Source organism: Frigoribacterium faeni (assembly GCF_011761235.1).
In the GTDB taxonomy this organism is placed as follows: domain Bacteria; phylum Actinomycetota; class Actinomycetes; order Actinomycetales; family Microbacteriaceae; genus Frigoribacterium; species Frigoribacterium faeni_A.
The window spans coordinates 414,017-433,919 of sequence record NZ_JAAOYW010000001.1 but is presented as its reverse complement, the minus strand read 5'-3'; the positions used below and the strand labels follow the sequence as shown (position 1 = coordinate 433,919).

The following is a 19,903-nucleotide window of genomic DNA, read 5'->3' as shown; positions in this document are numbered from 1 at the left end:
ACGTGCGCCCGGGCGAGCAGGAGGCGCGGACCGTTCGTCGAGGAGGACAACGCCCCCATGCCCCACCAGATCACACCCGCCGCCGAGCGACGTCAGGGTCGCCCGCGCGGCCGCCGCGTCGCCGCGGCCCTCACCGCCCTGGCCGTCGCGGTCGGCGGAGGCGCCCTCACCGGCCTCGCGGCCGGCCCCGCCCAGGCAGCCCCGGCGGCGGGGGTCGCCGCCCCCGAGAGCGGCCTGGCCGCGCTCGTGAACCCGTTCGTGGGCACCGAGAGCGAGGGCAACGCGTTCCCGGGCGCGACCGCCCCGTTCGGGATGGTGCAGCTCAGCCCCGACAACACGAACTCCTACGCGTCGACGTCGTACAGCAAGGACGCCGGCGAGGTCTGGGGCTTCAGCCACCAGCACGTCAACAGCGCCGGCTGCCCGGCCGCGGGCGAGGTGCTCGTCACCCCGAGCACGAGCACGACCCCGGTCACCGAGCGCACGACGATCGCCCTCAAGGACCAGGCGACGACGGAGCGTGCCTCGGCCGGCTACTACACCGCGCTGCTCGACGACGACGTGACGGTCGAGCTCACCGCGTCCACGCGCGTGGGCGAGCACCGGTACACGTTCCCCGCGGGGGCGGACACGGGCAACGTGTCGTTCAACGTGGGGCAGACCCTGCGCGACGCGGGTGCCAGCAGCGTCACCTGGGTCGACGACCGGACCCTCGAGGGCTGGGTCGACAACGGCGGCTTCTGCGGCGGCACCGACGACTCCGTCCGGTACTTCTTCAGCGCCGAGTTCGACCGGCCCGCCGCGACCCGCGGCACGTGGGGCGACGACGGCACCTGGGTGCCGGGCTCGCTGGCGAGCGAGGTCGAGACCGGCCTGAACGGCGCGGCGGCGACATTCGACACCACCGCCGACGACACCGTCGAGGTCAGCGTCGGCGTCTCGTTCGTCGACCTCGACGGCGCCCGGGGCAACCGGGTCGCCGAGACGACGGCGGACGGCGCGCCCGTCGGCTTCGACGCCGTCCGCGCGGCGACCGAGGCCGAGTGGGACGAGGCCCTCGGCCGCTTCGACGTGACGACGCAGACCGACGAGCAGCTGCGGGTCTTCTACACGCAGCTCTACAAGAGCCTCCTGTCGCCGACCGTCGGCAGCGACGTCGACGGCCGGTACCTCGGCCTCGACCTGCAGCAGCACGTCGCCGACGGCTGGACGTACTACCAGCGCTTCTCGCTCTGGGACACCTACCGCACGCAGGCCACCCTGCACGCGCTGTTCGAGCACGACCGGGCCGAGGACGTCGTGCGTTCGATGTACCGCGCCCGCGTCGAGGGCGGCTGGCTGCCGCGCTGGTCGCTCGGGGCGCTCGAGACGAACATCATGGCCGGCGACCCCGTGTCGCCGTGGCTGGCCGAGAACTTCGCGCTCGGCACCGTCCCCGACGACATCTCCGACGAGCTCTGGGGCTACCTGACCGAGAACGCGACCACCGCGCCTCCCGCAGGCGTCGCCTCCGTGGGTCGCCAGAGCGCCGCGTACTACCTCGAGAACGGCCACGTGCCGTGGTACGCCGAGGACGGCGGCGGACTCGGCGGCCAGTTCGAGGAGTACCGCCACGGCGGCTCCGCGACCATGGAGTTCGCCCTCGCCGACGCGGCGATCGGCGCGGCCGCCCAGCGGCTGGGCAAGGACGACGAGGCGGCGCCGTTCCTCGACCGGGGCCGCAACTGGCGCACCCTGTGGAACCCGGACGTCGAGCTGACGGGCGGCTTCACCGGCATCGTCAACGCGGTCGGCCCGGACGGCGCCTTCAACTCGGCGCCCGAGCTCGCCGAGGTCCAGCAGTCCGGGTTCCACGAGGGCACCCCGTGGCACTACCAGTGGATGGCCCCGCAGGACGTGCCCGGCCTCGTCGACGCGATGGGCGGCCGCGAGGCGTTCGTCGAGCGCCTCGACCAGTACACGGACATCGCCGCGCTCCGCGCCGAGCCGGGCGTCTCGCCCGACAGCTGGGCCGCCGGCGGCAGCGACTACTACTCGAGCATCGGCTACAACCCGGGCAACGAGCCCATGCTGATCGACCCGTGGCTCTACGACTTCGTCGGCGAGCCGGCGAAGGTCAACGACGTGCTGGCGGCCAACCTGAACCGGTTCCCGAACACGCCCGGGGGAGGAGTCGGCAACGACGACCTCGGCACCCTGTCGTCCTGGTACGTGCTGGCCTCGCTCGGCATGATGCCGGTCGAGCCCGGCTCGGGCATCATGGCCGTCAACGCACCGCGCGTGCTCTCGGCCACGATCGCCCTCGACGGCGGCGCCGAGGTGTCGGTGTCCGCACCGGCGGCGTCCGGCGACGCGCCGCGCTACGTGCGGGGCATGAGCATCGACGGGGTGGCGCAGACGCGCACCTGGTTCGACGCGACCGACCTGCAGGACGGGGCGGAGCTCGTCTTCGACCTGGCCGACTCGCCCGAGGGGCTGACCTGGGGCACTGCACCCGGCGACGCCGTCCCGAGCGTGTCCTCGCCCGACCAGGCCGACCTCTCCCTCGAGCCCGCGGGCGGGCTGCCCGTCGCGGCCCGGGTCGGCGCCCCGGTCGAGCTGCGGCTGGCGCGCGCGTCCCTGGCCCCGGTCACCCCCGCCTTCCCCGCGTCGTCGGGCGTGACGCCCACCCCGACGGTGCTCGCGCCCGAGTCGACAGCGATGGAGGCGCAGGTCGAGTGGGACGACGGCACGAGCGCCCCGGCCACGGTCGTCCCCGACGGCGACGCCTGGGTGGTCGAGACGACCCGGTCCTTCGACACGGCCGGCGACCGCGCGGCCACCGTGACGGTGACGAGCGCGGCGGACCTGCCGGCCTTCGCCCCCGTGCCCTTCGCGGCGCAGTCCCTGGTGGTGCCCGTCGCCGTCGCGGCCGACCCGGCCGGCCCGGGCACCGGCGGCACCGCTCCGGGCGGCACCGCTCCGGGAGCGGGCCCGACGGTCCCCGGCGGCGGACCGGACGACGGCGCCGCACCCGCGGCGAACGGCGACCGGGACGCTCTGGCCTTCACGGGAGCCGGCCCCCTCGCGGCGCTCGTGGCGGCGGCGCTGACGGCGCTCCTCCTCGGGTCGGTGCTCGTCGCTCGCGCGACCCGACGTCGACGGTCGACCGTGCGCTGACGACGGCACCGACGAGGACGCCGCCCCCGGGTCTCCCGGGGGCGGCGTCGTCGTGTCGGCCAGGTCGTCGCGGCGCCGCGGAGGCGGGCCCGGCGACCGGTCAGAGCGTGTCGATCGGTCCCGTCAGCGCGAGGTCGCGCACGACCGGCACGGGGGCCGTGTCGGTGCGTCGACGCCGGGGGGCGGCGGGCTCGATGCGGACGCCCGCCACGGCGAGCCGCTCGGCGGTCGACTCGGCCGAGACCGGCTCGCCGACGGTGTCGTAGGTGCCGATCGGCACGACCGAGTGCACGACGGTGTCGCGGTACACGTGCACGAGGTTGAACGACTGCGCCCCGTCGCGGCCGCGGGTGCCGCCGAGCCGCGCGTTGAGGTCCTGCGTGTAGCAGGTGGCCGAGGCCACGCTGACGGGGACCCCGGCGAAGGTGGCCATGGTCGAGTAGTGCAGGTGCCCGGCGATGATGCCGCGCACGTCGCTGCCCTCGATCACCTCGGCCAGCGCGGCCTGGTCACGCAGCTCGACGAGGACGCTCAGGTCCTGCACCGAGGGCACCGGCGGGTGGTGCATGGCGATGATCGTGCCGTCCGGGGCGGGGGTGCTGAGCTCCTCGGCCAGCCAGTCGAGCTGGGCGCTGGTCAGCTCGCCGTGGTGGTGGCCCGGGACGCTCGTGTCGAGCGTGATCACGCGGAGGCCGTCGACGTCGTAGACGAGGTCGACGGGGCGGTCGGAGGGCAGCTGGCCGAAGAGCTGCTCGCGGAACGCGCCGCGCTCGTCGTGGTTGCCCATGGCCCAGATGACCTGGGCGCCGAGGCGGTCGGCGACCGGCTCGAGCAGCGCGCGCAGCTTGCGGTACGCCTCCGGCTCGCCCTTGTCGGTCAGGTCGCCCGTGACGACGATGGCCTCGGGGCGGACCCCGGAGGCCTCGATCTCGCGGACGATCTGGGCGAGGCGGGCCTCGCTGTCGACGGCGCCGTACAGGGGACGATCGCCCCCGACGAGGTGCGTGTCGCTCAGGTGCAGGACGACGTGGTCGGGCCGAGGGTGCTCGGCCGTCCGGAGATCCATGGGTTCTCTCATTCGATGTCACCGACGTGGGCCCCGGGACCGGGACCCTCGTTGTTGATTCGACACCAGTCCATCATCCGGTTGCCCTTCGTGGGGTGAACGGACCTGCGTGTTCCGGTGAACGCTGGGCGAACTCAGGGCCGGTCCCGAGGTGACGGGGCGCAGGAGGCGCGGACGTCGACCCCGGGACCGGCCCGGTGAGCAGGTGGTGCAGCCCGGTCAGGGCTTGAGGACGACCTTGATGCAGCCGTCCTCCTTCTTCTTGAACAGCTCGTACATCTCGGGTGCACGGTCGAGCGGCACGGGGTGCGTGACGAGGTCCTCGGTGCCGAGCGGGTCGGCCGGGTCCTCGACGAGGGGCATCAGGGTGTCCATCCACTTGTGGACGTTGCACTGGCCCATCTTGATGGTGATCTGCTTGTCGAACAGCATCATGAACGGGGTCGGGTCGGCCGTGCCGCCGTAGACGCCGCTGAGCGAGACGGTGCCGCCGCGGCGGACGACGTCGAAGGCGAGGTGCATGGCGCCGAGGGCGTCGATGCCGGTCTTCTCCATCACGGCCTGGCCGATCTTGTCGGGCAGGGCGGCGGCGAACTTCTGCACCATGCTCACGCCGCCGTGGTCGTGCGCCTCCATGCCGACGGCGTCGAGGACCGAGTCGGGTCCGCGGTCGTCCGTCATGCCGAGCAGCACCTCGGTGACGTCCTTGGTGAGGTCGACGACCTCGACGCCGTGGCGCTCGGCCATGGCGCGACGCTCGGGGACGGGGTCGACGCCGATGACGCGGTAGCCGCGGTGCACGCCGATGCGGCTGGCGAACTGGCCGACGGGGCCCAGGCCGAGCACGACGAGGGTGCCGCCCTCGGGCACCTGGGCGTACTCGACGCCCTGCCAGGCGGTGGGGAGGATGTCGCTGAGGAACAGGTAGCGCTCGTCGGGCAGTTCGTGGCCGACCTTGACGAGGTTGGCGTCGGCGCGACGGATGCGGAGCTGCTCGGCCTGGCCGCCGGGGACCTGGCCGTAGAGCTTCGAGAAGCCGTACAGGGTGGCGCCCGAGTCGTACTCGGTGACCTGCGTGGTCTCGCACTGCGAGAACAGCCCGCGCTGGCACATGTAGCACTCGCGGCAGGCGATGACGAAGGGGACGACGACGCGGTCGCCCACCTGGATGCGCGTGACCTCGGAGCCCACGGCGGTGACGACGCCCATGGTCTCGTGGCCGAGCACGTCGCCCTTGTCGAGGTAGGAGTCGAGGACGTCGTAGAGGTGCAGGTCGCTGCCGCAGATGGCGGCGGAGGTCACCTTGATGACGGCGTCGGTGGGGTCGACGACGGCGGCGTCGGGGACCTCGGTGACGGCGACGTCGGCGATGGACTGGTAGGTGAGAGCCTTCATGTATCCCGTCTACGCCGGGGCCCAGGGAGCGGCCTGGACCGGGCGGGGTACATCGGCGGGGGACCCGGCCGCCGTCACGGGCCCGAGGGCGGCGTCGGAGGCCCCGGGGACGACGACGGCGGTCGCCCCCGTGAGGGGACGACCGCCGTCGGACGGGCCGCGCGGGGCGCGGACCGGGTGCTACGCGTCGACCGCGACCTGGGTCGCGACGATGTTGACGACCTTGCGGCCGCCCTTGTTGCCGAACTCGACCGCGCCGGGGGCGAGGGCGAACAGGGTGTCGTCACCGCCACGACCGACGTTGGCGCCGGGGTGGAAGTGGGTGCCGCGCTGGCGGACGAGGATCTCGCCGGCGAGGACGACCTGGCCGCCGAAGCGCTTCACGCCGAGGCGCTGTGCGTTCGAGTCACGACCGTTGCGGGTGGACGATGCGCCCTTCTTGTGTGCCATGAGTGCTCAGCTCCCTTACTTGGTGGTGATCGAGGTGATCTTGACGCGGGTGAGGTCGGCACGGAAGCCCATGCGACGCTTGTAGCCGGTCTTGTTCTTGTAGTTCTGGATGACGATCTTCGGGCCGCGGAGGTCGTTCAGGACCTCGCCCTCGACGGTGACCTTCGCGAGGTCGTCGCCGGTGAGGATCGTGTCGCCGTCGACGTGAAGGACGGGGACGAACGAGACGGTGTCGGAAGCCGAGGCCTTGAGGCGGTCGACGGTCAGGATCGTCCCGACCTCGACCTTCTCCTGACGGCCGCCGGCGCGCACGATTGCGAATGCCATGGGAACTCCTGGGAAGAATGGGGGATGTGACGCCCGGATCGCCGGACGACGTCGCGTTGCCGCTCGGACAACTTGGATAGTCTTTCACAGATGTCACGACCGATCAAACTTCGACGCCCGCCGCAGTTCACGGCCGAGATCGTCGACGACGCGCGCGGGCGCCTGCTCGAGCTGCTCGACGACCTCCGCGTCCTCACCACCGAGCACGCGGACGACATCGAGGTGTGGGGCTCCGCCGTCACGGCCGCGGGCTGGGAGATCGCGAGCCTCGGTCAGTGGCTGGGGCTGGAGGGCGAGGCGGTCCTGCTGCTGGGGGGCGCCTCCTACCCGGAGATCGCCGAGCACCAGGGCACCAGCGCGTCCGCCGTGCACGGTCGCGTCGGCCGCTCGCTGACCCTGGCGCCGTACGCGCAGCCGGCCGGGCCGGACGGCGCGACCACGCGCGTGACGGCCGAGGGCCTCGCGCAGGCCCGCGCCGAGTACGCCGCCGAGGTGGGCGCGGCCGTGCCGGCCGACGGCGTCGCGGGCACCGCCGAGGGCAGTGCGCCGGGCGACTCGCTCGCGGAGCGCATCCCCGAGGTGCTGCGGGCGGGGGCGCTGCGCACGACCGAGATCGTCGCGGCCCTGCCCGGCTACCGGCGCTCGAGCGTCCTGTCGACCCTCTCGGTGCTGGCGCGCCAGCAGGTCATCGCACGGACGGGCCACGGCGTCTACGCCCTCCCGCCCGCTCCGGGCGAGGGCGACGGGGCCGGGGCGACACCGGCCTCCTGACGACGGCGCACGGCCGGCCCGGGGCCGAGAGCCGAGGAGGCGCGGGTCAGGTCGCGCAGTCGATGCAGAGCCGGGCGGTGGGCCGGGCCTCGAGCCGCGCCTCGCCGATGCGCGCGGCGCAGCGCTCGCACCGCCCGAACGTGCCGGCGGCGAGCCGGGCGAGCGCCGCCTCGGCGTCGGCGGCGCGGTCGAGCGCCGAGCGCCGGACCGCGTCGAGCTGCGACCGCTCGTAGGCGATGGTCGAGCCCTCGGGGTCGTGCTCGTCGTCGACGTTCGCGCCCTCGCGGGCCTCGGCCACCGCCTCCATGTCGCGCAGCAGGCGGGCGGCCAGCGCGACCGCCTCGTCGCGCGTGCTGCGCAGCCGGTCGCTCGGGTCGATCACGCGACGAGCGGCGGCACCCGCTCGCCCTCGGGCGGGGCGGCCGGGGGAGTGCCGTCGCCGAAGGGGCGGCCGCCGAGCTGCTCGCGGCCGTGCTCGGTCAGCCAGCCCGACGGGTCGGGGCCGGCGGGGACGATGCCGGTCGGGTTGATGTCGCTGTGCACGACGTAGTAGTGCGCCTTGATCTGGGCGAAGTCGATGGTGTCGCCGAAGCCCGGCGTCTGGAACAGGTCGCGGGCGTAGGCCCAGAGCACCGGCATCTCGGTGAGCTTCGACCGGTTGCACTTGAAGTGGCCGTGGTACACCGCGTCGAATCGGGCCAGCGTGGTGAACAGCCGGATGTCGGCCTCGGTGATGGTGTCGCCGACGAGGAACCGCTGGTCGGCCAGGCGGTCGGAGAGCTGGTCGAGGCGCTCGAAGAGCGTGCGGTAGGCCCGCTCGTAGCTCTTCTGTGACCCGGCGAAACCGGCGCGGTAGACGCCGTTGTTCACGTCGCGGAACACCACCGCGTTCACCTCGTCGATCTCGGCCCGCAGGTGCTCGGGGTAGAGGTCGGGCGCGCCCTCGCGGTGGTGTGCGGTCCACTCGGTGGCGAAGTCGAGGGTGATCTGCGGGAAGTCGTTCGTGACGACCTTGCCGCTCGGCACGTCGACGAGCGCGGGCACCGTGATGCCGCGCGGGTAGTCGGGCGTGCGGGCGAAGAAGGCCTCCTGCAGGCGCTCGATGCCGAGCACCGGGTCGCGGCCGTCGGGGTCGAGGTCGAAGGTCCAGCTGCGGGCGTCGTGGGTGGGGCCGGGCAGGCCGAGCGAGATCGCGCCCTCGAGGCCCAGCAGGCGGCGGGAGATGACGGTGCGGTTCGCCCAGGGGCAGGCGCGGGCGGCGACGAGCCGGTAGCGGCCGGCCTCGACGGGCCAGCCGTCGACGGCGTCGCGCGTCACGCGGTCCTCGATGTAGTTCGTGTCGCGGGTGTACTCCTGGCCGGGCTCGACGTACGTGCCCTTCGCCTGCTGGTCGTCGCTCATGCCCGCCACCCTACGCAGACGCGTCCGAGAGGTCGGGCAGCCCGTGGCCCTCGGTCGCCCCCGCCGCGGCGCGGCCCGCCTGCCAGTCGCGCCACATCGCCTTCAGGTCCCACGCGGCCTCGGCCTCGAGCGAGATGCCGCGCTCGCCGGTGCGGCGGGTCCGCCCCTGGATCAGCAGCAGCTTCGTGCCGAACAGGAGGGGGCCGGACCGCGCCTGCGCCTCCTCGAAGAAGGTCGCGTCCGCGCAGCCGGTCCCGTCGTCGACGCTGATGAACACGACCCGCTTGCCGCTGCGCATCGGCGGGGTCTGGGTGGCGATGCGGATGCCGGCGACGAGCACGGTCGTGCCGTTCCAGTGGTCGCGCAGGTCGGCCGCCCGGACGACCCCGAGGTCGTCGAGCATCGGCCGGTAGCTCTCGACCACGTGCTCGGTGACCTCCATCGACAGGATGTCGAGCTCGTCGCCGACCCGGTCGCGCACGCTCACGTCGGGGGTGCCCGTGGGCACCTCGGCGGAGTCGTCGACCGAGAAGTCGAGCTGGTTCTGCACGTCGGAGGCGCGTGGCCGGGCGGTGCGCTGCGTCAGCGACCGGACGCGGGCGAGCACGTCGCCGCGGGTGCGGCCGGGACCGGCGAGCGAGTCGAGCGCGCCGACCTGCGCCAGCCGCTCGATCAGCCGCCGCGAGGGCGTCGCCCGCTGCCAGAAGTCGGTGATCGACTCGTACGGCCGGCCCACGACGATGCGCGCGAGCTCGGAGTCGGTGATGCCGTGCACGTCGGACAGCGACAGGCGGATGCCGAGGTCGCCCGGCCGGCTCGGCGCGATCGGCGTCGCGGGCGCCCGCACCCGCTCGACCCGGTAGACGTCGGTCGACGCGTTCACGTCGAGGGGCAGCACGGGCACGCCCATCCGCCGCGCCTCGGTCAGCAGCAGGCGCTTCGGGTACATGCCGGGGTCGTGGGTGAGCACCCCGGCGAGGAACTCGGCCGGGTAGTGGGTCTTCAGCCATGCGGTCTGGTACGTCGGCAGCGCGAAGGCGGCGCCGTGCGCCTTGCAGAAGCCGAACGACCCGAACCCCTTGAGCACCGCCCAGATCTTGTCGACCTGCGCGTCGGTGAAGCGCCTCCGGCCGTCGTCGTCGACGTTCGCCGTCGTGCGTCGGCGGAACTCGACCTCGAGGGCGTCGTCGTCGCCCTTGCCCATGTGCCGGCGGATCTCGTCGGCCTCGGCGAGGGTGACCTCCATCGTCGCCTCGAGGATGCGCAGCACGTGCTCGTGGTAGATCACCACCCCGTAGCTGTCGTCGAGGAACGGCGCGAAGCTCGGGTGCAGGTAGTCGGGCCGCTGGAACCCGTGCTTCGTGTCGAGGAACGGGGCGACCATGTTGCCCTTCATCGGGCCGGGCCGGAACAGCGAGATGTCGGCGATGAGGTCGCTGTAGCGGTCGGGCTGCATCTTGCCGATCAGCTCGCGCTGGCCCGGGCTCTCGATCTGGAACATGCCCAGGGTGTGCGTGGTGCGGATCGCCTCGAAGGTCGGCTCGTCGTCGTGCGGGATCTCGTCGAGCTCGACCCGGCCCCGCCGGTCGACGTAGGGCACGTCGACGGCGAGCCCGCCCGCCAGGGCCGCCCGGGCGCCGTTCACGCGCTCGATCTCGTCGAGCGCGTAGGCCATCGAGCTCTGCATCCGCACGCCGAGCACGTCGAGCTTCAGCAGCCCGGCGTCGTTCATGTCGTGCTTGTCGAACTGGCTCATCGGCAGGCCGATGCCGCTCGGCTGCACCGGGGTGGTGCTGAGCAGGTCGGCGTCGCCGAGGATCACCCCGCACGGGTGCATCGAGATGTGCCGCGGCAGCCGGTCGAGCCGCTCGGTGAGGTCGACGAGCAGGTCGATCTGGCCGTTCTGCCGGGCGAGGTCGGCGATGGCGCGCAGCTCGGGCTTCTCGGCCATCGCGGTGCGCAGGTCGCGCGCGTTCGAGCGCCAGACGTTGTTCGCCACGAGGTCGATCTGGTCGTCGTCGAGCCCCAGCGCCTGGCCGGCGTCGCGGACCGCGCCCCGGCCCCGGTAGGTCGACTGCATCGACATCAGCGTGACGCGGTTGCTGCCGTAGCGGTCGAAGATCGCCCGGTAGATCTCGTGCCGCCGGGCCGACTCGACGTCGATGTCGATGTCGGGGAGGGTCTCGCGCTTGTTGCCGAGGAACCGCTCGAACAGCAGGTCGTGCTCGATCGGGTCGACGTTCGAGATGCGCAGCAGGTAGGTGACGAGGCTGCCGGCGCCCGAGCCGCGGGCCGCGTTGCGCACCCGCATGTCGCGCATGAGCGCCGAGACGTCGGCCACGGTGAGGAAGTAGCTGGCGAAGCCGAACCCCGTGATGATGCCGAGCTCGTAGCGCATCCGCTCGTCGACGGTGCGGCGCAGCGCCTGGTCGGCGTGCCCGAAGCGCTCGGTGACGCCCGCCTCGGCCCGCCGGAACAGCACCTGGTCGGGGTCGCCCTCGACGCCGATCGCGCTCAGCTCGGGCGTCTTCGGCCGTCGCCAGCGCAGGTCGGCCTCGGGGTCGAGGCGGCACCGGTCGGCGAGGCGCTCGGTCTCGGCCAGCATCTCCTCCGCCGCCCGGCGGGGGCACGTCGAGGCGTCGGCCACGAGCATCGCCAGCGCCCGCATCTCGTCGCCCGGCTTGAGCGACGCCTGGGCGTTCGGCTGCGGCGTGAACGCCCCCAGCGGCGCCAGGTGGCCCGCCGAGTCGAGCACGTCGGCCGTGACGGCCCCGTCGGCGTCGAGGTACCGGACCGCGTTCGTGAGCACGGCGGGCACCCCGACGTGCTCGGCGAGCTCGAGCATCCGTGCGGCGTGCCGCACGCTGCGGCTCTCGCCGGGCTCGGTGAGGTGGCAGACCACCTCGACCACCACCCCGCCGGGCAGCTCGCGGGCCCACGCGGCCAGGGACGCCGCCGCGGCCGTGTGCCGCCCCTCGGCCACGAGGCGGCCCACGTCGGAGTCGGGGCCGAGCAGCACCGTCGCGTCGGCGCCCTCGTCGCCGCGCAGGAACGACCGCAGCCGCGACCGCGGGATCGTCGCGACGCTGTTGGCGCTGCCGCTCACCCGTCGCGTCGCCCGGCCGTGCGCCGCGCTGATCACCCGGCAGAGGGAGGCCCAGCCCGCCCCCGCACGGCCGCCGCCCGCCCCGTGCGCGAGCACCACGATCCGGTCGACCGAGGAGGTGCGGGCCCCGCCCCCGGGACCGGCCGCGGCCGTCGCGCCCCCCGCCTCCTCGGCGGTGTCGTCGAGGCAGCCGAGCTCGACGCCGACGACCGGGTCGATGCCCGCCGCCCGGCAGGCGCCGATGTGCCGGATCGCCCCGTAGAGGCCGTCGCGGTCGGTGACCGCCAGCGCGTCGGCGCCCTGCGCCGCGGCGCGCTCGACCAGCTGGGCCGGGGGAGTCGTGCCGTAGTGCGCGCTGAACGACGACGCCACGTGCAGGTGGGTGAAACGCATCGGGCTGCCTCGGTGCTTCTCTCGTCGGACCTCCCGGCCGAGGTCGGTTCGAACGTGTGTTCGACCAGTGTACGACGACGACGGGCCCGGGCGACACCGTCCGGCCTCCGGCCGCAGGACGGGGTACGACGACCCAGCCGACGACCGCGGCCGGGTGCCATCATCGGCACATGTCCGACCGCCCCGCCGCCGCGCACGGCTCCGCGCGCACGGCCACCCGGTGGACGCGCACGCTGCTCGCGCAGCCCCGCCTCCTCATGGCGGCGAAGGGCGCGCTCGCCGCGGGCCTCGCCTACTGGATCGCGCCCCACGTGCCGGGCGTCGCCGCCGAGTACCCCTACTACGCGCCCCTCGGGGCCGTGCTGGCGATGTGGCCGACGATCCGGACCTCGCTCAAGCAGGGCCTGCAGACGCTGCTCGGCCTCGTGATCGGCGTCGGGCTGGCCTCGACGGTCTTCTCGCTGCAGGAGGGCAGGCCCGGCGTCCTCGCCGTCGCGCTCGTCGTCGGCCTCGGGACGCTCATCGCGGGGATCCGCTGGCTCGGGGCGGGGCGGGACTGGGTCCTCACCGCCGGCCTGTTCGTCCTGCTGCTCGGGGGAGGCGAGGCGGGCGACTACTCGACCGGCTACGTCGTGCAGGTCGGCGTGGGCGTCGTGGTGGGCGTCGCCGTCAACCTCCTGATCGTCCCGCCGCTCTACACCGGGCGGGCCGAGCAGCGGCTGCGGCGCGTCCAGGCGTCGCTCGCCGACCGCGCCGACGACGTCGCCACCGTGTTCGAGGCCGAGTGGCCGATCGAGGACGACGACTGGGAGCGGCGCGTCGCCGTGCTGCCGAGCACCCTGCGACACGTCCGCGACACCGTCCAGTACGCCGACGAGTCCCGCCGCCTCAACCCGCGCGGGGTGCTGCGCCGCCGCGACCTCGGCTCCGAGTACGCCGACCTCGTCGTGTTCGAGCGGGTCGGGTTCCACCTGCAGGACATCGCCGAGGTCTCCGGCATCCTCGGCCGCCGCATCGGCCGCCAGATCGGCATCGTCGACGACCTCGCCCCCGTCGTGGCCCGCGCCGTGCGCAGCGTCGGCGAGGTCGTGAGGAGGCGCGGCGGCGACGACCGGGACGTCTTCGTCACGGCCCGCCGCGACGTCGAGGAGCTCTGGCAGGCGATCGACGAGCACCGAGAGCTGCCGACCGTCGCCACGAGCGGCGGCGTCTCGGTCGCCGTCTCCCTCGGGCGGATCATCGCCGCGCTCGACCCCGACGACGCCACGGCGCCCCGGCCCGACGACGACGAGGACGCCGAGGGCGCGGGCTCGGCGGGCGACCCGGTCGACGACCCCGCGGCGCCCCGCGACACCGCCCCGCGCGACAGCGAGCGACGCCAGGAGGCACAAGGCCCGGCCGCCGACGGCGAGGCCGAGGACGCTCCCCGCGAACGCTGACGGCGGTCGGCGCCCGCGGGCAGTACGGTGGACGAGGCATCGTCGCCGAACGCCCTGTCGCGCCCTGCGCCGGGCCCGCGGACGCCCGTCACGAGCGCCGCGGCCCCTCCCCGGCGCGGCAGCCCGTACCCCTCACACACCGAGCGGCGACCCGTCGCCGCCTTCACGGAAGCCGTACCTGTGACAGACACCACCACCCTCATCATCCTCGGAGCATCGGGAGACCTCACCGAGCGCCTCCTGCTGCCCGGCCTCGCGAGCCTGCTCAAGAGCGACCGCGGGGTCGACGTCCAGCTGATCGGCACCGGCCGCAGCGAGCGCAGCCCCGAAGAATGGGACGACGTCGTCAAGACCGCGTTCAACGGCGACGCCGGCAGCGACCTCGCGAAGAAGACGCTGGCGTCGAGCCGGTACATCCAGGGCGACCCCACGACGGTCGAGCACCTGAAGGCCCTCTTCGCCGCCTCCGAGGGCACCCCCGTCATGTACTTCGCCCTGCCGCCCGCCATCAGCACCAAGGTGATCCAGGCGCTCGCCGAGATCGACCTGCCCGACGGCCTCCGCCTCGCCCTCGAGAAGCCCTTCGGCTCCGACGAGCAGAGCGCCCGCGAGCTCAACGCCGAGCTGCTGAAGATCGTGCCGGAGGAGCGCATCCACCGCACCGACCACTTCCTCGGCCGCGCCACCGTGCTGAACATGATCGGCCTCCGCTTCGCCAACCGCCTGTTCGAGCCCGTCTGGAACGGCGACAACATCGAGAAGGTCGAGATCTTCTACGACGAGGTCCTCGGCCTCGAGGGCCGTGCGCAGTACTACGACAAGGCCGGCGCGCTGATCGACATGATCCAGAGCCACCTGCTGCAGGTGCTCGCCGTCATCGCGATGGACGCCCCGTCGAGCATCGACTCGGTCGAGCTCCGCAGCGAGATCGCGCGCGTGCTGCGCGCGACCTGGGTCAAGGGCGGCGACCCCGTCGCGTCGAGCCGCCGGGCGCAGTACACGGCCGGCACGATCGACGGCAAGGACGTCCCCTCCTACGCCGACGAGGACGGTGTCGACAACGAGCGCCAGACCGAGACGCTGGCCGAGGTCGAGTTCGAGGTCAAGACGCGCCGCTGGGCCGGCGTGCCGTTCATCCTCCGCTCGGGCAAGGGCATGACGAAGATCCGCAAGGAGGTGCTGATCACCTTCAAGCCGGTGCCCGCGCTCCCCGAGGGGCTGCGCGGCTCGTCGACCCCCGACACCCTGCGCATCGAGATCAGCCCCGAGACGATGGAGCTCGGCGTCACCACCAACGGCGTCGGCAACCCCTTCGACCTCGAGAAGTCGACGTTCCAGGTGACCCTCGGCAAGCCCGAGCTCACCCCCTACGGCGAGGTGCTCAGCGGCATCTTCCACGACGACCCCACGCTGTCGATCCGCGGCGACGTCGCCGAGCGCTGCTGGGCGATCGTCGCCCCGGTCATCGACTCCTGGAAGGCCGGCGACGTGCCGCTCGACACCTACGCCGCGGGCTCGACCGGCCCGTCGGAGTGGCCTGCCTGACCCGCAGCCCCCGGACCGTCGACGGCCGCCCCGCTCACCGAGCAGGGCGGCCGTCGCCGTCTCAGCCGTCGCCGTCTCAGCCGGGGACGGCCTCCGACGGCGCCGCGTCCCGGCGGTCCCGGGCCGCGCCGATCGCGTCGGCGGCGCGCACGAGCGCGAGGTGCGAGAGCGCCTGGGGCGTGTTGCCCAGGTGCCGGCCCGTGGCGACCTCGATCTCCTCGGACAGCATGCCGACGTCGTTGCAGTACCCGACCAGGCGGTCCATCAGGGCGACGGCGTCGTCCACCCGTCCGGACGCCGCGTACTGCTCGGCGAGCCAGAACGAGCAGGTGAGGAACGGGTTCTCGGCCCCGCTCAGCCCGTCCACGCCGCTCTCGGTGCGGTAGCGCAGCAGCAGGCCGTCGTGCAGCAGGTCCTGCTCGATCGCGGCGACGGTGCCCAGCATCCGCGGGTCGTCGGGGGCGACGAAGCCCACCTGGGCGAGCTGCAGCAGCGAGGCGTCGACCTCCGCGGTGCCGTAGTACTGGGTGAAGGTGCCCCGGTCGGCGTCCCAGCCCTTCGTCTCGATCTCGGCGCGGACCTCGTCGCGCAGGGCACGCCAGCGGTCGACGGGCCCGTCGAGGCCGAACTGCTCGACCCCCTGGATCGCCCGGTCGAGGGCCGCCCAGATCATCGCCCGCGAGTGCGTGAAGTGCCGCAGCTCGCCGCGGATCTCCCAGATGCCGTTGTCCGGACGGGTCCCGTTGTCCTCGACGTACTGCATCAGGGCACGCTGCAGCGGCCAGGAGTACTCCGTCTCCTCGACGCCGAGCAGGCGGGCCTCGTGCAGCGCCACCATGACCTCGCCGAAGATGTCGCCCTGGTACTGCTTGTACGCGGCGTTCCCGACGCGCACGGGGGAGGCGCCCCCGTAGCCGGGCAGCTGGGCCAGCTCGCTCTCGTGCAGGTAGCGCTCTCCGGCCAGCCCGTACATGATCTGCACGTCGGCGGGGTCGCCCGCGATGGCCCGCAGCAGCCAGCCTCGCCACCGGTCGGCCTCCTCGGCGTACCCGTGCAGGATGAGCGCCTGCAGCGTCATGGAGGCGTCGCGCAGCCAGACGTAGCGGTAGTCCCAGTTGCGCGACCCGCCGGGCTGCTCGGGCAGGCTCGTCGTCGCCGCCGCCACGATGCCGCCGGTGTCCTCGTTCGTGAGGGCGCGCAGGATGAGCAGGGACCGGCGCACCTCGCGCTCGTACGCGGCCGGGACGGCGCAGCGGTCGGCCCACTCCTGCCACCGGCGGACGGTCTCGTCGATCCGCTCGGAGACGTCGACCGACGTCGGCGGCTCCCGGTGCGAGGGGTACCAGGTCAGGCTGAAGTCGACCGTCTCGCCCTCGGCGACCGTGACGAACGCCTCGTGGGTGTGGTCGGTGGCGGTCAGGCGGGGCCCCCGGACGACGACGGCGTCCGGACCGGCGGTGGCGACCAGGGCCGTGTCGTCCCCCTCGCGCACCTGCCGCACCCAGGGCACGGCCGTGCCGTAGCCGAACCGGATGGCCAGGTCGACGTGCACCTCGACCGTGCCCGAGACGCCGGTCACGCGACGGACCACGTCGGCCCGTCGGTCGCCCCAGGGCATCAGGTCCGTGACCTCGACCACGCCGGTGGGCGTCGTCCAGGTGGTGACGAGCACGAAGGTGCCGTCGACGTAGCGGCGGGTCGACGTGGCGGCGGCGTCGCGGGGGGCGATCAGCCAGCGGCCGGAGTCGTGGTCGCCGAGCAGCGCGCCGAAGGTCGAGGCGGAGTCGAAGCGGGGCAGGCAGAGCCAGTCGATGCTGCCGTCGGTGCCCACGAGGCATCCGGTGTGCAGGTCGCCGATGAGCGCGTAGTTCTCGATGGGCAGGGGCATGCCCTCATCCAACCAGCGGCGGCTCGGCCCCCGCCCTGCCCGTCGCGGGTCAGCGCTGCAGGGTCGGGTCGGGCCAGACCGTCTCGACGAGGGGCTTCTGCCGGCGCGTGCGCGCCCAGACGAAGAAGCCGACGAGGGTGAACGCGCCGTAGAAGACGTACATGAGCCCGGAGGCGTAGTAGCCGGCGCTGAAGAGCAGCGGCGTGCCGACCAGGTCGACGGCGACCCAGATCAGCCAGAACTCGACCCAGCCCCTGGCCATGCCCCAGGTCGCGAGCAGCGAGCCCGTGAAGATCCAGGCGTCGGCCCAGACGGGCTCGTACGAGCCGAGGGCGCTGAAGACCGGCGTCAGCACGGCCGTGCCGCCGAACAGGGCCACGACGAGCACGACCCGGTTCTTCCACCCCGCCCAGCGGGGCTCGACGGCCGAGCCCGCCGAGCCGTCACGGGAGCGCGACCAGCGGTACCAGCCCCAGATCGACACCGCGATGAACATCACCTGACGCCCGGCCTGGCCCAGGAGGTTCACCGGGTTCGGGGTGTCGAACACCGCGCCGAGGAACACGGTGAACAGCAGCGCGTTGCCCACGATGCCGACCGGCCAGGCCCACACCTTGCGGCGCATGCCGCCCAGGGCGCTGAGCAGGCCGAAGACGTTGCCGACCACCTCGCGCCACAGGATGGTCTGGTCGCCCAGCACGAGCTGGGCGTCGAACAGCCAGCGGATCAGTGTCATGGAGCCCTCTCTCGCGGTGACGGCGCCGCGAAGCACTCGGGGGAACGAGTCTGGCACCACGGGCATTCCCCTCGGCGCCGCCCGTCTCGCGGCGTCACGCGAACAGCTGCTGCTCGACCCTGTCGTCGAACACCCCGAGCAGCAGCCACGAGCCGTCGGCCGCGTCGCGGGCTAGGTCGAACGTGCCGTCGACCCGGTGCGCCCCGTCGGTCAGCGGCAGGGCGTCCACCCGCCAGACCGGCAGCTCGAGCAGCCCCTCGCCGGCACCGCGCGGCGCCCTGGCGGCCGACCGCCACCACTCGCGCCGCGTGACCCACCGCTCGGGCGGGCTCACCACGCCGTAGACCACCCCGCGCCACTCGAACCGCAGCGGCGCCCCGTTCTCGGTCGTCTCGACCGGCACCTCTTCGTCGACCCTCATGCCGCCTCCTCGTTCGAAACTGTGTTCGAACACGAGTGTAGGCAGCGCCCCCGACATCGGCCAGGGGCGCCGGCCCCTGGGCCGCGTCACCAGGGCAGCAGGCTCTCCTCCACGTGCCGCACGACCCGGTCGGGCACCCCGGCCTCGTCCGCGAAGCCGCGCCACCCGGCGACCGCGTCGTGCACCTCGGCGACGATGTCCGACGCGCCCGGCACGAGGTGCCGGTCGGCGAGCCGCATCACGTCGTCCCGGCCCGGATCGCGCCACACGCCGTCGACCCCCATCAGGTGCTGGTCGGTGAACCGGCCCGTCGGGTTGTGCGCGAACGTGACGTCGTAGGCCGGGGCCAGCTCCCACGCCGACCCCGGCGACCGCAGCAGGAACGACGTGTTCTTCGTGTGGTCGTCGTTGTTCGCCGCCAGCACGTTGAAGACCATCCGCCGGAACGCCTGCGGCAGCGCCTCCCGCCCCGCGACGCGGGACACCACGTCGAACAGCTGCCCGTAGTCGTGCACCTGACGCTGCCGGTAGTCGAGGTGCGCCGTGCCGCACAGGGTCACCGAGTGCGCCTTGCCCGACTCGAGCCGGTCGAAGCGACGGGTCATGAAGTGCGCCCGGTCGCCCTCCTCGAGCAGCCGGCACTCGGTCATGTCGACGCCCGCCGCGCCCGCCATCGCCGAGTACGCCAGCTCCACCCGGCCCGACGAGTCGCCCTGCCCGAGCTCCGAGCCGCCGCCCATGCCGTCGAGCTTGAGCAGCCAGTGCTCGAAGCCCTCGGGAGCCGGCAGCTGGCCCGAGCGCACCTCCCCGGTCGCGCGGTCCCACGCGATCACCGCCTTCGCCCGGGCCCCGCCCGCGGACGTGCCCACCTGGATCAGCGAACGGATCGCCGACTCGGTCTCCCGGTCGCTCGTGAACTCCGCGTCGAGCACGCTCCGCGCCCCCGCCACCAGGTCGCTCAGCTCGACCGCGCTCGTCGTGCGGTGCCGAGGCCCCCGCGACGGACGGAACTCCAGCGCCCCCATCGCGCGGTCCGCCATGTACGCCAGCCGGTCGAGCGGCGTCACGGCCCCCCGGCCCACGCCCTGGCGCGCCAGCCACGCGTCGATCACCGCGTTGCCGAAGTCGTCCGGCAGGGCGTCGGCCAGCACGGCGGGCAGCCGGTGGAACGTCGCCTCCGGCAGCTGCGGGAACACGTGGCGCCGACGACGCACCGGCATGGTCAGCGGCGCGAGCTCCACGCCCCGCGCGACCCAGTCCGGGTAGTACTCGAACACGTACGCCCCCAGCGACGGGTCGAGGGCGACCGCGCCGACCCGCTCGCCCCAGGCGGTCACCTCGACCGCCTGGACCGGCACCCAGCTCACGAGGCGTCGTCCCCGCGCGGGGCCCGCGGTCGGTAGACCCGCCGCCGCGGGGCCACGGCCGACGACCGCAGCACGTCGACGGGGCTCACGGCGCTCGCCGGGGCCAGGGCGTCGAGCGCGTCCTCGGCGTCGAGGGCGCGCAGGACCCGGACGAGGGTCCGGACGGTGCTGCCGCGCCCGTTCTCGAGCGACTGGAGCGTGCTCGTCGAGACGTCGGCCCGGCGTGCGAGCGAGATCTGGTCGAGGCCCTCGTCGAGGCGCAGGGCCCTGACCTGGTCGCCGATCCGCGCCTCCCACTCGTCGGTGGACCGCACGGCTCCGTCGCGGGCTGCTGATCCGGTCATGATCCTCCTGTACGTGGATATCCGATGATAAGAGGCTCACGAGCCTCTGGCAACCGGATTTCCCGTCAGAGGAGGGCGACGACGCTGCCGGTGGT

General features: G+C 73.5%; 16 protein-coding genes. 4 read left to right on the top strand and 12 right to left on the bottom strand.

The genetic code is table 11. From position 1 onward, the window contains the following. The first annotated feature begins 57 nt into the window (after positions 1-57). On the top strand, positions 58-3,159 hold the full coding sequence (locus tag FHR78_RS01970; RefSeq protein ID WP_166758831.1) for a GH92 family glycosyl hydrolase: 3,102 nt from the start codon (positions 58-60) through the stop codon (positions 3,157-3,159). A 100-nt stretch (positions 3,160-3,259) separates the two neighbouring features. Here the strand turns inward: FHR78_RS01970 and FHR78_RS01965 are convergent, their stop codons facing one another. The 4 genes from FHR78_RS01965 to rplU form a co-directional block, all read right to left on the bottom strand. Further along, positions 3,260-4,225 (bottom strand): phosphodiesterase, encoded by a 966-nt coding sequence (locus FHR78_RS01965; RefSeq protein ID WP_166758830.1) that lies wholly within the window; start codon positions 4,223-4,225, stop codon positions 3,260-3,262. 219 nt (positions 4,226-4,444) lie between these two features. Further along, positions 4,445-5,620, bottom strand: coding sequence for an alcohol dehydrogenase catalytic domain-containing protein (locus FHR78_RS01960; RefSeq protein WP_166758829.1), 1,176 nt, complete (start codon positions 5,618-5,620; stop codon positions 4,445-4,447). Positions 5,621-5,800: 180 nt separating this feature from the next. Continuing rightward, complete coding sequence (gene rpmA, locus FHR78_RS01955) at positions 5,801-6,070, bottom strand: 50S ribosomal protein L27 (protein WP_166758828.1); 270 nt, start codon at positions 6,068-6,070, stop codon at positions 5,801-5,803. 15 nt (positions 6,071-6,085) lie between these two features. Beyond that, positions 6,086-6,397 carry a 50S ribosomal protein L21 gene (rplU, locus tag FHR78_RS01950; RefSeq protein WP_123546218.1) on the bottom strand — a complete coding sequence of 104 codons (312 nt, stop codon included), beginning with the start codon at positions 6,395-6,397 and terminating at the stop codon, positions 6,086-6,088. Between the two features lie 90 nt (positions 6,398-6,487). On the opposite strand from rplU, the gene FHR78_RS01945 reads away from it, so the two are divergent. After that, on the top strand, positions 6,488-7,168 hold the full coding sequence (locus FHR78_RS01945) for a hypothetical protein (RefSeq protein ID WP_166758827.1): 681 nt from the start codon (positions 6,488-6,490) through the stop codon (positions 7,166-7,168). Positions 7,169-7,214: 46 nt separating this feature from the next. Here FHR78_RS01945 and FHR78_RS01940 read toward each other — a convergent pair whose 3' ends face one another. Genes FHR78_RS01940 through FHR78_RS01930 form a run of 3 tightly spaced genes read right to left on the bottom strand, consistent with a single transcriptional unit; the run spans position 7,215 to position 12,068 of the window. Further along, the gene (locus FHR78_RS01940) at positions 7,215-7,550 is read right to left on the bottom strand and encodes a TraR/DksA family transcriptional regulator (protein ID WP_347878005.1); all 336 of its coding nucleotides are present in this window, start codon (positions 7,548-7,550) and stop codon (positions 7,215-7,217) included. Then, positions 7,547-8,569 carry a glutathione S-transferase family protein gene (locus FHR78_RS01935; RefSeq protein ID WP_166758826.1) on the bottom strand — a complete coding sequence of 341 codons (1,023 nt, stop codon included), beginning with the start codon at positions 8,567-8,569 and terminating at the stop codon, positions 7,547-7,549. The genes FHR78_RS01940 and FHR78_RS01935 overlap by 4 nt, the downstream gene beginning before the upstream one ends. A 10-nt stretch (positions 8,570-8,579) precedes the next feature. Beyond that, positions 8,580-12,068, bottom strand: a complete 3,489-nt coding sequence (locus FHR78_RS01930; RefSeq protein ID WP_166758825.1) for a DNA polymerase III subunit alpha — start codon at positions 12,066-12,068, stop codon at positions 8,580-8,582. Positions 12,069-12,238: 170 nt separating this feature from the next. On the opposite strand from FHR78_RS01930, the gene FHR78_RS01925 reads away from it, so the two are divergent. Beyond that, positions 12,239-13,507 carry an aromatic acid exporter family protein gene (locus tag FHR78_RS01925; protein WP_166758824.1) on the top strand — a complete coding sequence of 423 codons (1,269 nt, stop codon included), beginning with the start codon at positions 12,239-12,241 and terminating at the stop codon, positions 13,505-13,507. 180 nt (positions 13,508-13,687) lie between these two features. Further along, a complete protein-coding gene (locus FHR78_RS01920) occupies positions 13,688-15,052 on the top strand; it encodes a glucose-6-phosphate dehydrogenase (RefSeq protein ID WP_166758823.1) in 1,365 nt (454 codons plus the stop codon). A gap of 76 nt (positions 15,053-15,128) precedes the next feature. On the opposite strand, the gene FHR78_RS01915 is transcribed toward FHR78_RS01920, so the two are convergent. From FHR78_RS01915 to FHR78_RS01895, 5 genes are all read right to left on the bottom strand, one after another. Further along, positions 15,129-16,952: a glycoside hydrolase family 15 protein gene (locus FHR78_RS01915; protein ID WP_279589838.1), complete on the bottom strand. Its 1,824-nt coding sequence runs from the start codon at positions 16,950-16,952 to the stop codon at positions 15,129-15,131. A 37-nt stretch (positions 16,953-16,989) separates the two neighbouring features. Next, a complete protein-coding gene (gene pnuC, locus FHR78_RS01910; protein WP_166758821.1) occupies positions 16,990-17,676 on the bottom strand; it encodes a nicotinamide riboside transporter PnuC in 687 nt (228 codons plus the stop codon). 94 nt (positions 17,677-17,770) lie between these two features. Further along, entirely contained in the window at positions 17,771-18,097 is a 327-nt protein-coding gene (locus tag FHR78_RS01905; protein WP_166758820.1) for a DUF6504 family protein, read from the bottom strand. 86 nt (positions 18,098-18,183) lie between these two features. Continuing rightward, the gene (locus FHR78_RS01900; RefSeq protein ID WP_166758819.1) at positions 18,184-19,464 is read right to left on the bottom strand and encodes a HipA domain-containing protein; all 1,281 of its coding nucleotides are present in this window, start codon (positions 19,462-19,464) and stop codon (positions 18,184-18,186) included. Beyond that, the gene (locus tag FHR78_RS01895) at positions 19,461-19,808 is read right to left on the bottom strand and encodes a helix-turn-helix domain-containing protein (RefSeq protein ID WP_166758818.1); all 348 of its coding nucleotides are present in this window, start codon (positions 19,806-19,808) and stop codon (positions 19,461-19,463) included. The genes FHR78_RS01900 and FHR78_RS01895 overlap by 4 nt, the downstream gene beginning before the upstream one ends. Positions 19,809-19,903: the final 95 nt, after the last annotated feature.

Bases quoted from the DNA above. Each gene is read 5' to 3' on its own strand.
- FHR78_RS01970 (WP_166758831.1), top strand. From the start codon at position 58: ATGCCCCACCAGATCACACCCGCCGCCGAGCGACGTCAGGGTCGCCCG.
- FHR78_RS01965 (WP_166758830.1), bottom strand. From the start codon at position 4,225: ATGGATCTCCGGACGGCCGAGCACCCTCGGCCCGACCACGTCGTCCTG.
- FHR78_RS01960 (WP_166758829.1), bottom strand. From the start codon at position 5,620: ATGAAGGCTCTCACCTACCAGTCCATCGCCGACGTCGCCGTCACCGAG.
- rpmA (WP_166758828.1), bottom strand. From the start codon at position 6,070: ATGGCACACAAGAAGGGCGCATCGTCCACCCGCAACGGTCGTGACTCG.
- rplU (WP_123546218.1), bottom strand. From the start codon at position 6,397: ATGGCATTCGCAATCGTGCGCGCCGGCGGCCGTCAGGAGAAGGTCGAG.
- FHR78_RS01945 (WP_166758827.1), top strand. From the start codon at position 6,488: ATGTCACGACCGATCAAACTTCGACGCCCGCCGCAGTTCACGGCCGAG.
- FHR78_RS01935 (WP_166758826.1), bottom strand. From the start codon at position 8,569: ATGAGCGACGACCAGCAGGCGAAGGGCACGTACGTCGAGCCCGGCCAG.
- FHR78_RS01930 (WP_166758825.1), bottom strand. From the start codon at position 12,068: ATGCGTTTCACCCACCTGCACGTGGCGTCGTCGTTCAGCGCGCACTAC.
- FHR78_RS01925 (WP_166758824.1), top strand. From the start codon at position 12,239: ATGTCCGACCGCCCCGCCGCCGCGCACGGCTCCGCGCGCACGGCCACC.
- pnuC (WP_166758821.1), bottom strand. From the start codon at position 17,676: ATGACACTGATCCGCTGGCTGTTCGACGCCCAGCTCGTGCTGGGCGAC.
- FHR78_RS01905 (WP_166758820.1), bottom strand. From the start codon at position 18,097: ATGAGGGTCGACGAAGAGGTGCCGGTCGAGACGACCGAGAACGGGGCG.
- FHR78_RS01895 (WP_166758818.1), bottom strand. From the start codon at position 19,808: ATGACCGGATCAGCAGCCCGCGACGGAGCCGTGCGGTCCACCGACGAG.